This is a genomic window from Bauldia sp. (genome assembly GCF_020442045.1).
GTDB lineage: Bacteria > Pseudomonadota > Alphaproteobacteria > Rhizobiales > Kaistiaceae > Bauldia.
Genome location: NZ_JAGRLA010000133.1, coordinates 1 through 14,952, shown reverse-complemented (window position 1 = coordinate 14,952; position 14,952 = coordinate 1). Strand labels below are relative to the sequence as shown.

The following is a 14,952-nucleotide window of genomic DNA, read 5'->3' as shown; positions in this document are numbered from 1 at the left end:
CCTCCCACCTCATCGCCCATAACGAGAGCCGCCTCGGCAAGACGCTGTTCACCGACGCGGTCGACGACGAGGCGGCGAAGGTCTCGGTCGCCTCCTCCTGGGATTCGGAGGAGGAGGCCCGCGCCATCGGCGAGGAGATCGAGCAGCTCCAGCGCCAGGGCCATTCGCTCAACGAGATTGCCATCCTCGTCCGCGCCTCCTTCCAGATGCGCTCCTTCGAGGATCGCTTCGTGACGCTCGGGCTGAATTACCGCGTCATCGGCGGCCCGCGCTTCTACGAGCGCGCCGAGATCCGCGATGCGCTCGCCTATTTCCGCGTCGTCGCGCAAGCCGCCGACGACCTCGCCTTCGAGCGGATCGTCAACACCCCGCGCCGCGGCATCGGCGATACTACCGTCCGCATCCTCCACGACCGCGCCCGGGCGAAGGGCGTGCCGCTGACCGAAGCTGCGGCCGAGATGATCGGCACCGACGAGATCAACGCCCGCGCCCGCACCGCGCTCGGCGACCTGCTGGCGAGCTTCGATCGCTGGCGCTTGCAGCTCGACCACCTGCCCCATACCGAGCTCGCCGAGATTATCCTCGAGGAATCCGGCTATACCGAGATGTGGCAGGCCGACCGCTCGGCCGACGCGCCGGGGCGGCTGGAGAACCTCAAGGAGCTGGTCCGCTCGATGGAGGAATTCGAGTCGATGGCCGGCTTCCTGGAGCATATCGCGCTGGTCATGGATACCGACTCGGAAGCCTCCTCCGACGCGGTCTCGATCATGACGCTGCATTCGGCCAAGGGGCTGGAATTCGACACCGTCTTCCTGCCCGGCTGGGAGGAAGGCCTCTTCCCTTCCCAGCGGACGCTCGACGAGAACGGCCGCGTCGGCCTCGAGGAGGAGCGCCGCCTCGCCTATGTCGGCATCACCCGGGCGCGCAAGCGCGCCTATCTCCGCTTCGCCTCCAACCGTCGCATCCACGGCCTGTGGCAGACCTCGGTGCCCTCGCGCTTCCTCGACGAGCTGCCCGAGGCCCATGTCGACGTGGTCGAGGAGACCTCTTCCTATGGCGGCTATGGCATGGGCTCATACGGCGAGAGCCGCTTCGATACCCGTGACCCGTTCCAGAACACCTACTCGACGCCGGGGTGGCAACGCGCCCGGAAGAACCGCGCCGGCGGCGGCTTCGAGGAGGCGAGCCAGGGCGGCTATGGCAACTTCTCGGGCCCCCGTTCGAAGCAGCGCTTCCTCGAGGGCGAGCTGGTCGCCAAGAGCGTCATCGGCGGCATGTCGCAATACGAGAAGGGCGAGCGCGTCTTCCACCAGAAATTCGGCTATGGCCACATCGCCACGATCGACGGCAACAAGCTGACCATCGATTTCGACAAGGCCGGCCGCAAGCGGGTGCTCGACTCCTTCGTCGAGCGGCATTGACGGCGGAAGCCGGTCGCGACGCCCCGCCTCAGCGGCGCGGGGCGAGGTCCGGGTCGATCAGCGCCGCGATCGCCGAGGCGAAGCCCATCCGGGAGCGGTCGAATACGGCCGACCATTGGCTGGCGCGCGGCTGCTCGTAGCGGAAGCCGGGATTGGTGGTGCCGTCGGGATTGCGGCCGAGACGCTGGTTGGCGTTCATCGTCGGGCTCCTTCAGCCGGCGGGGTTGCGGTTGAGAGGCGCGCGGGCGCCGTTGAAGACGACGACTCGCGCGGAACCGAGGAGATTCGCCATCGCCTTGGCGCGAAGTTCCTCGGCCATCGAGCGGTAGCGATCGAATTCGCTGGCCCCGTCGTCACGCCGCGGGTTTGTCCGAATGCGGTCCATGGAGGGTCTCCATCCGATTCACATGATCCCGATGGAGGGATAATGGCACCGCGGCGCCCGCCGCGCTGTGAGGCCGGTCACACCCGGGAGAAGGCGCGAATGCGCGAAGGGGGAGGACATCCCTCCCCCCCTCGTATCGGTATCGCGCGCCGCCGGCTTCCCCCGCGGGCGCAATCCCGCCCGCGGCTGGCCTGGCGGGAGGCGGGTCTACCAGTCGCAGGAATAGACCCAGGAGCACTCGTAGGTGCCCGAGCCCAGGCAGTCATAGTCCCAGCCGCAATAGCGTTCGCCGCGCTCGTCCCCCTCGGCCGCTTCGGCTCGCTCGGCCCGCTCGGCCGAAACGGCCGCGATGGCATCGAGCAGATACTGCTGGTCGCCGGCAAGCGCCTTCGCCTCGGCGAGGATTCGGGCGACGTCGTAGGCCTTGCTGGCGCCCTTCGCTTCCGATGCCGGATCGGCGACCGGAAGGTCGAGTTCGGAGAGGATCCGCGCGCCGACGACCAGCATCATCGGGTCCTTCTCCACCCGGCCGAGGGCGATGACGCCGGAGGCGATCTTGACCTTGCTCTGCTGCTCGGCAAGCTGCGCCGTGGTCAGGTCCTGGGCGGCGCCGGCGCCGGTCAGCGCCGCCAGGGCGAGCGCACCGGCGGCGAGGGAAATCAGGTGTCTCTTCATGCAATTACCTCGTGATCAGATCCGGATGACAGCGGGACGACGTCACGGATGGGGGGCATCGGCCGGGCCAATGCCCCCCGGTCTCGGCGACGGCCTAGTTGCAGACATAGACCTCTTCGCAGGCGAAGGGATCGGTGACGTCGTAGCCGCAATTGGTGTACCAGTTGCAGTAGCGCTCGCCGCTGCGCTCCGGCCGGCTCGACAGGGTGGCGATCTCGTCGAGCAGATACTGGTTGTCGCCGGCAAGCGCCTTGGCTTCGTCGAGAATCTGGGAGACGTCGAAGGCCTTGCTCGAGCCGGCCGATGCCGGCTTCTCGCCGCCGGCACCGACATCGGCGAGGAGCTTGGCGCCGACAATCAGCATCATCGGATCCTGGTCGGCGCGACCGACGGCGATGACCCCGCTGGCGATCTTCGCCTTCTCGGCCTGCTGCGCCGTCATCGGCTTCGCGTCCTGCGCGTGGCCGGCGCCGGTCAGCGCCGCCAAGGCGATCGCCCCGACGGCAAGGGAAAGGACTCGTCTGTTCATGCCTGTTTCCTTTTGGCTCTGATCGGTTGCCGCGGGAGGTGTTTCCCCGAACCACGCGGCAACCGGTGGCAATGGAACGGGTGCGTCGTCATGGCGGCCATGCCGACGGAAACCTGGAAATGCGCGGCCTAGTAGCCGCAGGAATAGATCCATCCGCAATCGATCGAATTGCACTCGTAATCCCAGGCGCAATAGCGCTGTCCGCGTTCCGGCGGATCGGCCGGTACCCTGGCGATTGCATCGAGGAGTTCCTGGTTGTCGCCGGCCAGCTTCCTGGCTTCGTCGAGGATGCCGGCAATGTCGTAGAAGACGGTTTCCTCGTCGTCGGAAACCGGATCGACGACGATGAGACCGCTTTCGGCCAGGACCTTCGCCCCGACGATCAGCATCATCGGATCCTTCTCCGCGCGGCCGAGCGCGATCAGTCCGCTGGCGAGCGTCACCTGCCCCTGCTGCTCGCTGAGTTCCGCGCTGGTCAGCGGCTTGACCGGCACGTCCTGTGCGACGGCGGCACCGGCGGCCGACAGAACCATGGCGGCACCGGCGGTCAGGGAAATCACACGTCCTTTCATGTAAGCCCTCCTCGTTATCTCCGATATCGATGAACCGGCCGATCCGCGCCCCGTCCGGACCGGCGGGCAGGCGCGAATCGCCTGCCGTGACGGGACGGCTCGCGGTCACGCGGCCCCGGCCGTGAGCCGGCCGTCACTGATGCGATGGTGCAGGATGCTGGTCCGGGAAAGGTGTGTGCGCCTGTCGGCGATCACCGCCTGCGAACGACGCATGTCGCGGCACCCGGCGTCCGTCCCGGCGCCGATGGCGCCTCCCCCCAAAGCAAACCAGGCGCCGGTGTCATCCGGCCAAACCCGTGCGGTCACGTCCAACCCCGCGATTGTCATGAGACGCCGGACCGTGCCCGGATCTCGTTTCGCCCTCCTCGCGGTCAGCATCACTTTGGCACAGGCACATGTCGGAATGAAGTCTCGAATTCGGCAATATCGTGTGGTTTTCGCGGGTATTCGCGGCCGCGCCGGCGCAAGACGCGGGGACGATATCGCTGGACTCTCCCGGGCACGCCAATAGAAGACACCCGACCCCGCATCACGCCCTTGACGAAAGACGCCTCATGACCTGGACCGCCAGCCTGCCCGTGTCCGAGGCCGACGCCATGCGACTGGCGGACGCCCTCGGCGATGATGATCGCTTCGCGGCCCATACCGTCGACGCGACGGAGGTGGCGCCGGCTCGCTGGCGGCTGACGGTCTATTTCCCCGACGAGCCGACCCGGCCGGAACGCGCCGCGCTCGAAGCGCTGGCCGCCGCGACGCTCGGTCGGAAAAAGGCCGCGATCGCCTTCGCGCCGCTGCGGGAAACGGACTGGGTGGCGAAGAGCCTCGAAGGCCTCGCGCCGGTTCGCGTCGGCCGCTTCCTGGTCCATGGCAGGCACGACCGCGCCATCGTCCGCGGCAATGACCTGTCGATCGAGATCGAGGCCGCCCAGGCCTTCGGCACCGGCCACCATGGCACCACCGCCGGCTGTCTTGCCGCGATCGACCGGGTGGCGAAGACGCGCCGCATCCGCCGCGCGCTCGATGTCGGCACCGGCTCCGCGGTGCTGGCGATCGCCATCGCCATGCGCCTGAAGACGCCGGTGCTGGCAAGCGACATCGACCCGCTTGCGATACGCATCGCGGCCGGCAACGCGCGCCTCAATGGCGCCGCGCCATGGTTGCGAACGGTTTGCGCGGCAGGCGTCGATCGTAGGGAATTCGCCGTCCCCGGCGGCTTCGACCTGGTGGTCGCCAATATCCTCGCCGGCCCCCTGGTCGCCCTCGCGCCGGCGCTGCGCAGGCGGCTCGCCCCGGCTGGCACCCTGATCCTCTCCGGCCTTCTCGAACACCAGCGGAACCGCGTTGCCGCCGCCTACAGGGCGCAAGCGCTGCGTCTCGTCCGGTCGGATATCCGCGAGGGCTGGGTCACGCTGACCCTCGCGCGGGCCCGTTCCGCCTAGGTGTCCCGCTGCTTGACGCCGACCAGCCTGTCGTCGGCGGAACCGTTCTTGAGGTCATCCCCGCCGCCTGGTCGCTGATACCGTCGCCCGAAACGTCGATGACCTTGCGACAGGACCTGGACACCGAGGTGCCCAGGAGCCGTGCGCGTATTCGGGGGATGACGGGTCCGTCCGACCGGGACCAACCCGCGCCGGGTCAGAGCGGGAAGCGTCCCTGCCCCGCGTCCTCGAGTGCCTTGCGGTCGTAGCCGAAAGTCGCGAGCGTCGCGTCGTCAAGGCCGAGCAGATAGGCTTTGACGGTTTGCCGGGCCCGCTCCTCGCGCGCCGTCAGCATCCGTCCAAGCACGCGGCGCGCCACACCGCGCCCCGCTACCGCCCGTCCGCCAGTCTCGCCTATGATGGTGGCCATGGCCAAATCCTTCTCGAATCCGTATTGCCTGCCCTCCGAGACTCGAGATACGCCTCGCCCCGGATGTCGAAAACCCGGCCCAAGCGCATGACTGATATGCGGTTTTTGCACCGCAACGTCATAATTTTGCAATGCACAGGAATCAGGCAGTCCAAGAGCCTTGCCGCGCTACGCTTTTCGTTTGAACCAGCGCGGCGCCGCCCATAGAAAGGTCACATGTCAGAAGCAGATGACCACCGTGGCCGCCTCGCCGCGCTGCGTGCCGAAATGGCGCGCGAGGGCCTGGCGGGCTTCATCATCCCCCATGCCGACGAGCACCAGAGCGAATACCTGCCGGCCTCGGCCGAGCGGCTTGCCTGGCTGACCGGCTTCACCGGCTCGGCCGGCACCGCGATCGTCCTCGCCGACGCGGCGGCGGTCTTCGTCGACGGCCGCTACACGCTGCAGGTCGTGGCCGAGGTCGACGGGGCGCTGTTCGCGCCGCAGCATCTGGTCGAGATGCCGCCGGCACGCTGGCTTGCCGAGCATGTCCATGCCGGCGACCGCATCGGCTATGATCCGTGGCTGATGACCGTCGCGGAGGTACGCCGTCTGGCGGCCGCCTGCGCCGGGGCGGGCGCCGAATTCGTGCCCGTTGCCTGCAACCTCGTCGACCAGGTGTGGACCGACCGGCCGGAGCCGCCGACCGGTGCCGTGTCGCTTCATCCGGTGTCGCTCGCCGGCGAGGCCGCTGACGACAAGATCACCCGCCTTCAGCAGATGGTGGCAGACAGGAAGGCCGACGCGGCGGTGCTCGGCCAGGCGGATTCGATCGCCTGGACCTTCAACCTCCGGGGCTCGGACATCGCCCATAACCCGGTCGCGCTGGCCTGGGCGATCCTGCCGCGCAGCGGCAAGCCGTCGTTGTTCATCGACGGCCGCAAGCTCTCCAACGCGGTGCGCGACGCGCTGTCCGGGCTTGCCGTGATCAGCGAGCCGGCCCGGCTTCCCGATGCCCTGGCGAAGCTCGGTCGCGACAAGGCCGCGGTCCTCGTCGAGCCGCGGATGACAGCCGAAGCCGTCGCCAAGCTGGTCATCGGAGCCGGCGGCACGATCGTCGAAGGCGCCGATCCGGCATCGCTTCCCAAGGCGCGCAAGAACGAGACCGAGATCGCCGGCTCGCGCCGCGCCCATATCCGCGACGGCGCCGCGATGGTCCGCTTCCTCGCCTGGCTCGACGCCAACGCCGAAGCGGGGATCGACGAGATCACGGCGGCCGGGCGCCTCGCCGCCCTCCGCGCCGAGACCGCGAAGGCCGACGGTTCGGAGCTGGTCGACCTCTCCTTCGACACCATTTCCGGCGCCGGGCCGAACGGCGCCATCGTCCACTACCGGGTGTCGCCCGAGACCAACCGGACGCTCGAGCCCGGCTCGCTCTACCTTGTCGATTCCGGCGCCCAGTATCGTGACGGCACCACCGACATCACCCGCACCGTCGCCATCGGTGCCCCGAGCGCCGGGATGCGCGACCGCTTCACCCGCGTGCTCAAGGGCCATATCGCGGTGGCGAGCGCCCGTTTTCCCGCCGGCACCACCGGCATCCAGCTCGACGCCTTCGCGCGCCGCCCGTTATGGGAGGCCGGCCTCGACTTCGACCACGGAACCGGCCACGGCATCGGTTCCTTCCTCTCCGTCCATGAGGGACCGGTGAGCATCTCGAAGCGCGGCGAGGCGCCGCTCGAGCCGGGCATGATCCTTTCCGACGAGCCGGGCTTCTACAAGACCGGCGCCTACGGCATTCGCATCGAGAACCTCGTCCTCGTCACCCCACCGGCCGAAATTCCGGACGGCGAGCGCGCGATGCTCGGCTTCGAGACGCTGAGCTGGTGCCCGATCGACCGCCGCCTCATCGACAGCGATCTGCTGAGCCCCGCCGAGATCGCCTGGGTCGACGCCTATCACGCGCGCCTCGCTCCCCTCCTCGGCCGCCTTCTCGATGACACCGAGAAAGAATGGCTCGTGGCGGCGACCTTGCCGCTCCGGACTCCCTCGGCCTGAGCGCGGAGCCCGGAGCGGATCGATCAGTTATACCAGATCGCCGAGACGCCGAAGGAACCCTCGAAAGCCCCGACCATCGCCTCCCAGTCCTGGGTGGTCGTCACCGGCCCGTCCTCGAGATAGGGCAAGGCCGCCGGGCCGGTGAGCCACAGCACCAGGTCGAAGGCCTGCGGCTCCTCGAACACGCGGGCGAGGTTGAAGCCCTTGTCGAAGCGCCAGTGCGGCACGAGCTTCTTGCCGTCGATGACGAGTTCGGCCTGGTCGAGCACCGCCCGCCATGCGGCGATCCGCCCGGCATCTACCTGGACGCTGGCGAAGGGGCTGGTCTGGTTCGGGTTCGGCAGCCACTCGCGGTCGTCGTCGGTTTCCGCCTCGATTGCCGTCCAGCTCTCGCGGCTGAGCGCGATCATCGCCTTGATGTGCTGGCGGGCCGCCGCCATCCGCTCCGGCTCGGTGACCGGCCAACGGATGTGGAAGAAGGAGATGAAGTCGGCGAAGGGTGCCGCCTCCTGGTACATCGGGTCCCCGCCGGGGCCGGCAAGCGCCTTGGCGAAGTCCGACTCCACCTTCGGGAAGAAATGCGGGAAGGCGACGTCGAAGCTCTCGTGCCAGTCATGGGCGAGCCAGAAGTCGCCGAATGCCATGATCACGTTGCAATAGCCCCGCAGCCACAGCGCGTCGCCCTTGTCGAAGGCGAAGACCAGGGTCGGCGGCATGTCCTCCTCCCGGAAGCCGGTGACCCGCTGGATGACCGAGACGAAGCGTTCGTCGTCGGTAACGGTGCCGTCGCCGTTCGCGTCGTAGCGCAATTTGGTCAGGTCGAGCCTCAGCTTGACGCCGGAATCGCCGACGCCGTCGAGCGTCGCCTCGGCGGCCGCGATATCCGAGACGAAGCTGTCGAGCAGTCCGCGGAAATCGGCATAGGCGATCGGCTCCGGATTCGGATTGACCGGCACCGGCAGGCGGACGATCGGCATCATCATCGACTGGGGCGGCTGCAGGCCGTAGCGGTAGAGCCCCTGCGAAAGCGTCTCGATCGCCTTGACGAAACGGATGGTGCCGAGGCCCATCCGGGCATCGTCGTTGGCCGGGTCCGCTTCCAGCACGGATGCCAGCTCGGCTTCGCCCGCGGCGAGCGTCCCCGCTTCGAGATGGGCTACGGCGGCCTCGTTCGCCGCCTCGTCGGCGAAGGCCGGGCCGGCCGCGAGGCAGGCTGCGCCGCCCAGCATGGAAACGACACGTACGAATGCGCGCATGGTCGGGACTCCCTTGGCCAGGATGGCGGCCCTCACTATCCGAAGATGCGTGGCGGAGATGTGACCGCCGTCACCCCGCCGGTGCCGCGTTGCAACGAAACGGCCCTGGCGCCGGCCTGCGCCTGGCTTCGAGCCACAGGCCGGTGGCTTCGGCGGGCCAACCGCGGCGCGGCTCCGGCCGGGACCGTCAGGTCAGTATGAAATCGTCGAAATGGAGATCCGGGTGGCCTGCGAATTTGGCGATCGTTTCGCCGTCGTATTTCAGCACGCCGTTCTTCTTGTAATCGAAGAGCTTGTTGAAATCGGCGGCCGAGAGCTCGCCATCCTTCAGTCGCGGGTGGTCGTATATGTAGCTGGCCAGCAGCACCTTGTCGCCCTCGGCGCTGTCGAAGTCCTTCACCTTGTTGAACGACTTGGTCAGCCCGGAATCGAACATGAAGCTGTCGGCGCCGGCGCCGCCGATCAGCTTGTTGTTGCCCTTGCCGCCGGAAAGGAGATCGTCGCCGCTGCCGCCCCAGGCCTTGTCGTTGCCCGTCCCGCCGTGGATGATGTCGTCGCCGCCGCGTGCCCGGATCTTGTCGTTCTTGCCGGCACCGAAGATCATGTCGTTGGCGTCGGTCGGCTTCTCCTCCCCCTTGGGCGCGTGTTTCGCGTCGATCCTGTCGCTCTTGTTGGTCCCGTGGATGGTGACCCCCACGGTGTCGAGGTCGAGGGTCATGTCGCTGAACTTGATGGTCTCGAAGCCTTCGAGAATGTCGTAGGTCTTGTCGGCGCCGGAGACCGTCCAGATCACCACGCCGGCGCCGTCCTTGGTCGGCTCCCAGGCATAGGCCGACGACGGCCCGGAGATCACGAAGGTGTCGCCGGCGGTCTTGCCCTCGAGATGCTGGATGACGGACGGGATGTCCTGGTAGACAGGCCCCTTCTGCCCCGACAGCTTGACGGTGGTGTCCGTGAAGCGGAGCGCCTCGAAGCCGTAGAGGACGTCGTAGCTGTCGCCCTTCCACAGGATGAAGCCGTTTCCGGTGTCGCTCGGCCCGAGCTCGAATCCGGCCGACTTCGCCCCCACCACGAAGACGTCGTTGGCGTGGGTTGCGGTGATCACCTGGTTCTTGGAGGTGTTGGTGTAGAGCGTCTCCGGCGGCGTCGGCGTCGAGACCGTCGGCGTCGACGGCGTGGACGGCGGCGTAACGGATATGTTCAGCCTGATCAGCCGCCCGTTCACGAGGTCGGCGAGATAGAGGTAGCCGTCCGGCCCCTGGGAGAAGCTGACCGGGCCATAGGCGCCGATATCGGTGACGAATTGCGCCTGGGTCCGGTCGTTGATGTCGATCGCGTAGATCTCGCCGTCGACGATGTCGGTGAAGAAATAGTCGTTGAGGAATTCGGCCGGATATTGCGTGCCGGTGTAGATGTCGCTGGTGCCGACGATCGCGCTGACCTGGAAGCCGGGATCGGCGCTGAGGTGCGAGAAGGACTGGTAGGCCGCGGTGATCGTGATGGCGCCGCTGGCCACCAGGTCGTAGAAGTCGGATGCGCCGGGCTCGTCCTGGTAGCCGGGCGCCTTGATCAGTGCGCCACCCTCGTCCCCCTCGAAATACGGCCAGCCGAAATTGGCGCCGGGGTCGCCGGTGTTGATCTCCTCGTGGCTGTACCAGCCGGTCTCGCTGATGAACAGCCGGCCGTCATCGGCGAAGGTCATCGAATAGGGATTGCGCAGCCCGAGCTGCCAGACCATCGACGCATTGCTGGACAGGTCGCTGGGATCGGCGAAGGGGTTGTCGGCGAGGCCGTCGCCGGTGATCGGATCGATCCGCAGGATCTTTCCGGAGAGGCTGTCCAGGTCCTGGACGCCGGCCGACCGGGGATCGGCATAGTCGAAGGAGGTGCCGTCGCCGATCCCGATATAGAGCGCGCCGTCGGGCCCGAAGGCCAGCGCGCCGCCGGCATGGGTCACGGAATCGACCTTGATATAGTCCTGCTTGTAGAGGCCGGTATTCGGATCGACATCCGAGGCGATGGCGCCGCTATGGGCGGGATTGGTGAAGTCGAGGGCGCCGCCGCCCGAGATGTCCGAAAGCGACTGGCCGGCGCCGCCGACGAGGATCGTCTTGCTGCCGTCGACGATTTTCGGGGTCGATCCCGACATGTCGAGTTCGTATCGGACGACATAGGCGTAGCGGTTGCCCGTCTCGTCGGCGGCCGCGAGGCCGGTCGCGGTCGCCGTCTCCGGCGGATCGACGACATAGAAGGCGTAGAGATAGGGGTTGTTCTCCAGGTCGGGATGGAGGGCGATATCCATCAGGCCGCGATCGTGGGCGGAATTCACCTCGTCGCTGATATCGAGGAGCACCGAATCGGTTGTGCCGGTCGCGGTGTCGACGACCTTGATCACCCCGATCTTCTCGGCGAGCAGCGCCTTCGAGCCGCCGCCCGGCAGCCATTCGATATTCATCGGCTGGTTGAGCCCGGTCAGGACGTCCGTGGTCGTGACCGTATAGGGCGATGTCAGGTCCGGCTGGACCGGCGCCGAGACCGGTGTCTCGTCGTCGAGGATGGAGATATTCGCCGTCCGCGGGTAGAGAAGCGTTCCGCTGTCGATGCCGATGATCGACAGTCCGAAGGTCTCCGTCGCCTCGGCGAGATTATCGTCGTTGATCGGCAGATGGACCGTGACGCTGTTGGCGCCGGCGGCAATCGTCGCGATGCCGCTGCTGCCCGGATAGTCGACGCCTTGGGTTGCGGTTCCCGCGCTGGTTGCGTAGTTGACCTGGACCGCCCCGGAGTTATCGCCCGTCCGCTGAAAGGTTACCGTCACATACGGTTCGCCCTCGCGAACGCTGTATTCGGTCGCTCCAAGAAACACCGTACCAGTCATGATTAAAACCTCATGCGCGACGGGAAAAGTCGCGTATTCCTTGAGTCCCTCTCGATGATGATAAGTCCGAGGCAGGGGGAAAATTAATAGAATATTTATGACAATTCGAATTAATCTATATTATTAATACTAATTCTTAAGGTTAGCGCGGCCGGGCGCCGACGCCCCGCGGAGCCCGGATGCGCCCTGGCAGCCCGCCATGGACAGACGATTTCCGGGAGAACCCGGCCGGGTGTCGCACCAGACAATGGCGACCCCTAGTCGCCGGTCTTCCGCCGCATCCTTTCGATCTCGGTCGCCACCCGCTCGATCTCCGGCACGCCGGCGAACTTCGCGCGATGCCCGCCGCCGAGCGTCAGGGTCAGCGTGCCGCTACCGCCACGGCGCACCTGCCGCCCGACGCCGGTGATGCTGGCGAGGTCATGGGAATGCACCCGGTAGGCCGGCCGGTCGGAGACGACGAGGAATCGCTCCCGCGAAAGCACATAGAGCTGTGACCGCAGCACCCGGAACCGCTGCAGCGCACCGATCACCATCATCAGCCCGAAGGCGAAGAACAGGAGCCCGATATAGGGCATGAAGGAGAAAGGCGGCCCGGCGCTGCCCGCGAGGACATAGGCCGCGCCCGACCAGAAGGCGGCGAAGGCGGAGAAGCCGAGGCCGGTCAGCGCGCCGCGCGCGGTTTCGCGAAAGATGCTGCCGCGCGTCGGCCGATCGGCCCAGATCAGCCGCTCATGCGGGCGCATCTCCCGCTGCGCGGCAACCAGCGGCGGCATGTCCGACAGGGAACGGGAATCGCGGCTCATTCGCTGATCAGCGCGAACCAGCCGTCCTCGTCGATCACCTCGACCCCGTGCTTCCCGGCATCCTTGAGCTTGGAGCCCGCCCCCGGCCCGGCGACGACCAGGTCGGTCTTCTTCGATACCGAGCCCGACACCTTGGCGCCGAGCCGCTCGGCCATCGCCTTGGCCTCGTCGCGCGTCATCTTTTCCAGCGATCCGGTGAAGACGATCGTCTTGCCGGCGACGGGCGAATCGGTCGCCGCCTGCTCGGCATCGGTGATCGCTTCCATCTCGGCGGTCAGTGCCTCGACCAGCGCCCGGTTATGTGGTTCGCCGAAATAGCGCGCGATCGCCTCGACGACGGTCGGTCCGATCTGGTCGATGTTGTCCATGTCCTTGAGCGCCGCCTCGTCGCCCTCGGCCACCTTCAGTGCCGCGTCATGGAAGGCGTCCCACGACCCGTAGGCGCGCGCCAGCACCCGCGCCGTCGTCTCCCCGACATGGCGGATGCCGAGCGCGTTGAGGAAGCGCTCCAGCGGGATCGTGCGCCGCGCCTCGATCGCCGCGAAGAGGTTGCGCACCGAAACCGTGCCGAAGCCCTCGCGATCCTTGAGCTTCTTGAGGTTCTGCGCATCGCGCGCGGCAAGCGTGAAGATGTCGGCCGGCGCCTGGACCGGCAGGTCCGCGTTGTCGTAGAAGAATTCGATCTGCTTCTCGCCGAGTCCGTCGATATCGAAGGCCCGGCGCGAGACGAAATGGCGAAGGTGCTCCTTGCGCTGGAAGGGGCAGGCGAATTCGCCCGAGCAGCGGCGGACGATTCCTTCCGAGCCGCTCGCCGTCTCCTCGCGCACCACCGCCGTCTTCAGCGGGCAGGGACAGATTGCCGGGAATTCGAACGGCTTGGCGTCCGCCGGCCGCAGCGCCAGGTCGACGCCGAGCACCTGCGGGATCACGTCCCCCGCCCGCTGCACGGTCACCGTGTCGCCGACCCGGATGTCGACCGGCTCGCCCTTATCGTCCTCGCGCAGGACCGACCCGTCGCGGCCGAAGCCGCGGATGTAATCCTCGTTGTGGAGCGTCGCATTCTCGACGACCACCCCGCCGACCGTGACCGGCCTCAGCCGCGCCACCGGCGTCAGCGCACCGGTGCGGCCGACCTGGATATCGATCGCCTCGAGCACTGTCGTCGCCTTCTCGGCCGGGAACTTGTGGGCGATCGCCCAGCGGGGCGAGCGGGTACGGAAGCCGAGCCGCTCCTGCAGCGCGAGCGAGTCGACCTTGTAGACGACGCCGTCGATGTCGTAGTCGAGGCTCGCCCGCTGCGCCTCGATCTCGCGATAGACGGCGAGCGCCCCGTCGACGTCCTGACAACGCTTGGTCAGCGGGTTCACCGGAAAGCCCCAGTCCTCGAACACTTTCACCATGCCCGTCTGGGTATCGGCCGGCATGTCGCTCATCTCGCCCCAGGCATAGGCAAAGAAGCGGAGCGGCCGCGACGCCGTCACCTTGGCGTCCTTCTGGCGGAGCGAGCCGGCCGCCGTGTTGCGCGGATTGACGTAGAGCGGTTTGCCCGCCTTCTCCTGCGCTTGGTTCAGGGCCGCGAAATCGTCCTTGCGGAGGTAGATCTCGCCCCTCACCTCGGCGATCGCCGGCGCGCCCTTCGGCAGCGTTTGAGGAATGTCGCGGATGGTGCGAACGTTGGCGGTGACGTCCTCGCCCGACACACCGTCACCGCGCGTCGCGCCGAGCACCAGCTTCCCCTCCTCGTAACGGAGGTTCATCGACAGCCCGTCGATCTTGGGTTCGGCGGTCAGCGTGATCGGCTCGTCGTCCGGGCGGCCAAGAAAGCGGTGCATCTGGGTGACGAAATCGCGGACGTCGTCATCGTCGAAGGCATTGTCCAGCGACAGCATCGGCACCGCATGGCGCACCTCCCCGAAGCGGCCGGTCGGCGCCGCGCCGACCTTTTCGCTCGGGCTGTCGGCCCGCTTCAGCGCCGGGAAGCGCGCCTCGATCGCGGCGTTCCGCTGGCGCAGCGCGTCATAGGCCGCGTCGGTCAGCTTCGGCGCGTCTTCCTGATAGTAGAGCTTGTCGGCGTCGGCGATGTCGACCGCGAGGCGGGCGAGCTCTTCCGCCGCTTCGGCTTCGGTCAGGTCGTCGACGGGTTTCGGCTTCGCCATGGCGTGTCGGCTGTTTCGGTCTTCGATTCTGTCGCGATTGTAGGCCAGATTCGGGCCCTGCGTCCTTCGAGGTTCCGCTCCCCTCCTGTCATCCCCGGCGACGCCACCGCCCCCCCCTGTCATCCCCAGCGACGCCACTGCCCCGCCTGTCATCCCCGGCGACGCCACCGCCTCTCCTGTCATCCCCGGCGACACCACCGCCCCCCTGTCATCCCCGGCGAGCACCCGAAGGGTGCGAGGGAAGGGGAACCAGTAAACGGTCCGTTCCCCATGAGATGCACCGCCGCGCCCCGTTCCGCGCCGGCATCGTTTACCGGGCCCACTTCCTGGGTCGCGAAAGCAAAAACCCCGTCATCCTGAGGCATGCCCTCGGGCTCGACCCGAGGGTG

Annotated in this window: 13 protein-coding genes; 3 read left to right on the top strand and 10 right to left on the bottom strand. The window is 67.4% G+C overall.

Annotated elements, in window-relative coordinates:
• The coding region (locus tag KDJ86_RS15375; protein ID WP_291747703.1) for an ATP-dependent helicase at positions 1-1,421 on the top strand (1,421 nt) is incomplete at its 5' end.
• A gap of 28 nt (positions 1,422-1,449) precedes the next feature.
• Here KDJ86_RS15375 and KDJ86_RS15370 read toward each other — a convergent pair.
• The 5 genes from KDJ86_RS15370 to KDJ86_RS15350 all read right to left on the bottom strand — a co-directional run bounded on the left by KDJ86_RS15370 (position 1,450) and on the right by KDJ86_RS15350 (position 3,582).
• Complete coding sequence (locus KDJ86_RS15370) at positions 1,450-1,620, bottom strand: hypothetical protein (RefSeq protein WP_291747700.1); 171 nt, start codon at positions 1,618-1,620, stop codon at positions 1,450-1,452.
• A gap of 12 nt (positions 1,621-1,632) precedes the next feature.
• Positions 1,633-1,806 (bottom strand): hypothetical protein, encoded by a 174-nt coding sequence (locus KDJ86_RS15365; protein ID WP_291747697.1) that lies wholly within the window; start codon positions 1,804-1,806, stop codon positions 1,633-1,635.
• A gap of 207 nt (positions 1,807-2,013) precedes the next feature.
• The gene (locus tag KDJ86_RS15360; protein ID WP_291747694.1) at positions 2,014-2,481 is read right to left on the bottom strand and encodes a hypothetical protein; all 468 of its coding nucleotides are present in this window, start codon (positions 2,479-2,481) and stop codon (positions 2,014-2,016) included.
• Between the two features lie 94 nt (positions 2,482-2,575).
• Positions 2,576-3,010: a hypothetical protein gene (locus tag KDJ86_RS15355; RefSeq protein WP_291747691.1), complete on the bottom strand. Its 435-nt coding sequence runs from the start codon at positions 3,008-3,010 to the stop codon at positions 2,576-2,578.
• Between the two features lie 128 nt (positions 3,011-3,138).
• Positions 3,139-3,582, bottom strand: coding sequence for a hypothetical protein (locus KDJ86_RS15350; RefSeq protein ID WP_291747690.1), 444 nt, complete (start codon positions 3,580-3,582; stop codon positions 3,139-3,141).
• A gap of 554 nt (positions 3,583-4,136) precedes the next feature.
• Between KDJ86_RS15350 and KDJ86_RS15345 the strand changes: the two genes are divergently transcribed.
• Positions 4,137-5,021 (top strand): 50S ribosomal protein L11 methyltransferase, encoded by an 885-nt coding sequence (locus KDJ86_RS15345; protein ID WP_291747688.1) that lies wholly within the window; start codon positions 4,137-4,139, stop codon positions 5,019-5,021.
• 196 nt (positions 5,022-5,217) lie between these two features.
• On the opposite strand, the gene KDJ86_RS15340 is transcribed toward KDJ86_RS15345, so the two are convergent.
• A complete protein-coding gene (locus KDJ86_RS15340) occupies positions 5,218-5,430 on the bottom strand; it encodes a hypothetical protein (RefSeq protein WP_291747685.1) in 213 nt (70 codons plus the stop codon).
• Between the two features lie 216 nt (positions 5,431-5,646).
• On the opposite strand from KDJ86_RS15340, the gene KDJ86_RS15335 reads away from it, so the two are divergent.
• A complete protein-coding gene (locus KDJ86_RS15335; RefSeq protein ID WP_291747682.1) occupies positions 5,647-7,467 on the top strand; it encodes an aminopeptidase P family protein in 1,821 nt (606 codons plus the stop codon).
• Between the two features lie 23 nt (positions 7,468-7,490).
• Here the strand turns inward: KDJ86_RS15335 and KDJ86_RS15330 are convergent, their stop codons facing one another.
• The 4 genes from KDJ86_RS15330 to ligA all read right to left on the bottom strand — a co-directional run bounded on the left by KDJ86_RS15330 (position 7,491) and on the right by ligA (position 14,563).
• Positions 7,491-8,723, bottom strand: a complete 1,233-nt coding sequence (locus tag KDJ86_RS15330; protein ID WP_291747680.1) for a hypothetical protein — start codon at positions 8,721-8,723, stop codon at positions 7,491-7,493.
• Positions 8,724-8,910: 187 nt separating this feature from the next.
• Entirely contained in the window at positions 8,911-11,601 is a 2,691-nt protein-coding gene (locus KDJ86_RS15325; protein WP_291747677.1) for a PQQ-dependent sugar dehydrogenase, read from the bottom strand.
• Positions 11,602-11,858: 257 nt separating this feature from the next.
• On the bottom strand, positions 11,859-12,407 hold the full coding sequence (locus KDJ86_RS15320) for a hypothetical protein (protein WP_291747674.1): 549 nt from the start codon (positions 12,405-12,407) through the stop codon (positions 11,859-11,861).
• The gene (gene ligA, locus KDJ86_RS15315; RefSeq protein WP_291747671.1) at positions 12,404-14,563 is read right to left on the bottom strand and encodes an NAD-dependent DNA ligase LigA; all 2,160 of its coding nucleotides are present in this window, start codon (positions 14,561-14,563) and stop codon (positions 12,404-12,406) included. The genes KDJ86_RS15320 and ligA overlap by 4 nt, the downstream gene beginning before the upstream one ends.
• Between the last annotated feature and the right edge of the window lie 389 nt (positions 14,564-14,952).

What these genes read in the sequence shown, in the direction of transcription:
- KDJ86_RS15370 (WP_291747700.1), bottom strand. Translation starts at nt 1,620, where the DNA reads ATGAACGCCAACCAGCGTCTCGGCCGCAATCCCGACGGCACCACCAAT.
- KDJ86_RS15365 (WP_291747697.1), bottom strand. Translation starts at nt 1,806, where the DNA reads ATGGACCGCATTCGGACAAACCCGCGGCGTGACGACGGGGCCAGCGAA.
- KDJ86_RS15360 (WP_291747694.1), bottom strand. Translation starts at nt 2,481, where the DNA reads ATGAAGAGACACCTGATTTCCCTCGCCGCCGGTGCGCTCGCCCTGGCG.
- KDJ86_RS15355 (WP_291747691.1), bottom strand. Translation starts at nt 3,010, where the DNA reads ATGAACAGACGAGTCCTTTCCCTTGCCGTCGGGGCGATCGCCTTGGCG.
- KDJ86_RS15350 (WP_291747690.1), bottom strand. Translation starts at nt 3,582, where the DNA reads ATGAAAGGACGTGTGATTTCCCTGACCGCCGGTGCCGCCATGGTTCTG.
- KDJ86_RS15345 (WP_291747688.1), top strand. Translation starts at nt 4,137, where the DNA reads ATGACCTGGACCGCCAGCCTGCCCGTGTCCGAGGCCGACGCCATGCGA.
- KDJ86_RS15340 (WP_291747685.1), bottom strand. Translation starts at nt 5,430, where the DNA reads ATGGCCACCATCATAGGCGAGACTGGCGGACGGGCGGTAGCGGGGCGC.
- KDJ86_RS15335 (WP_291747682.1), top strand. Translation starts at nt 5,647, where the DNA reads ATGTCAGAAGCAGATGACCACCGTGGCCGCCTCGCCGCGCTGCGTGCC.
- KDJ86_RS15330 (WP_291747680.1), bottom strand. Translation starts at nt 8,723, where the DNA reads ATGCGCGCATTCGTACGTGTCGTTTCCATGCTGGGCGGCGCAGCCTGC.
- KDJ86_RS15325 (WP_291747677.1), bottom strand. Translation starts at nt 11,601, where the DNA reads ATGACTGGTACGGTGTTTCTTGGAGCGACCGAATACAGCGTTCGCGAG.
- KDJ86_RS15320 (WP_291747674.1), bottom strand. Translation starts at nt 12,407, where the DNA reads ATGAGCCGCGATTCCCGTTCCCTGTCGGACATGCCGCCGCTGGTTGCC.
- ligA (WP_291747671.1), bottom strand. Translation starts at nt 14,563, where the DNA reads ATGGCGAAGCCGAAACCCGTCGACGACCTGACCGAAGCCGAAGCGGCG.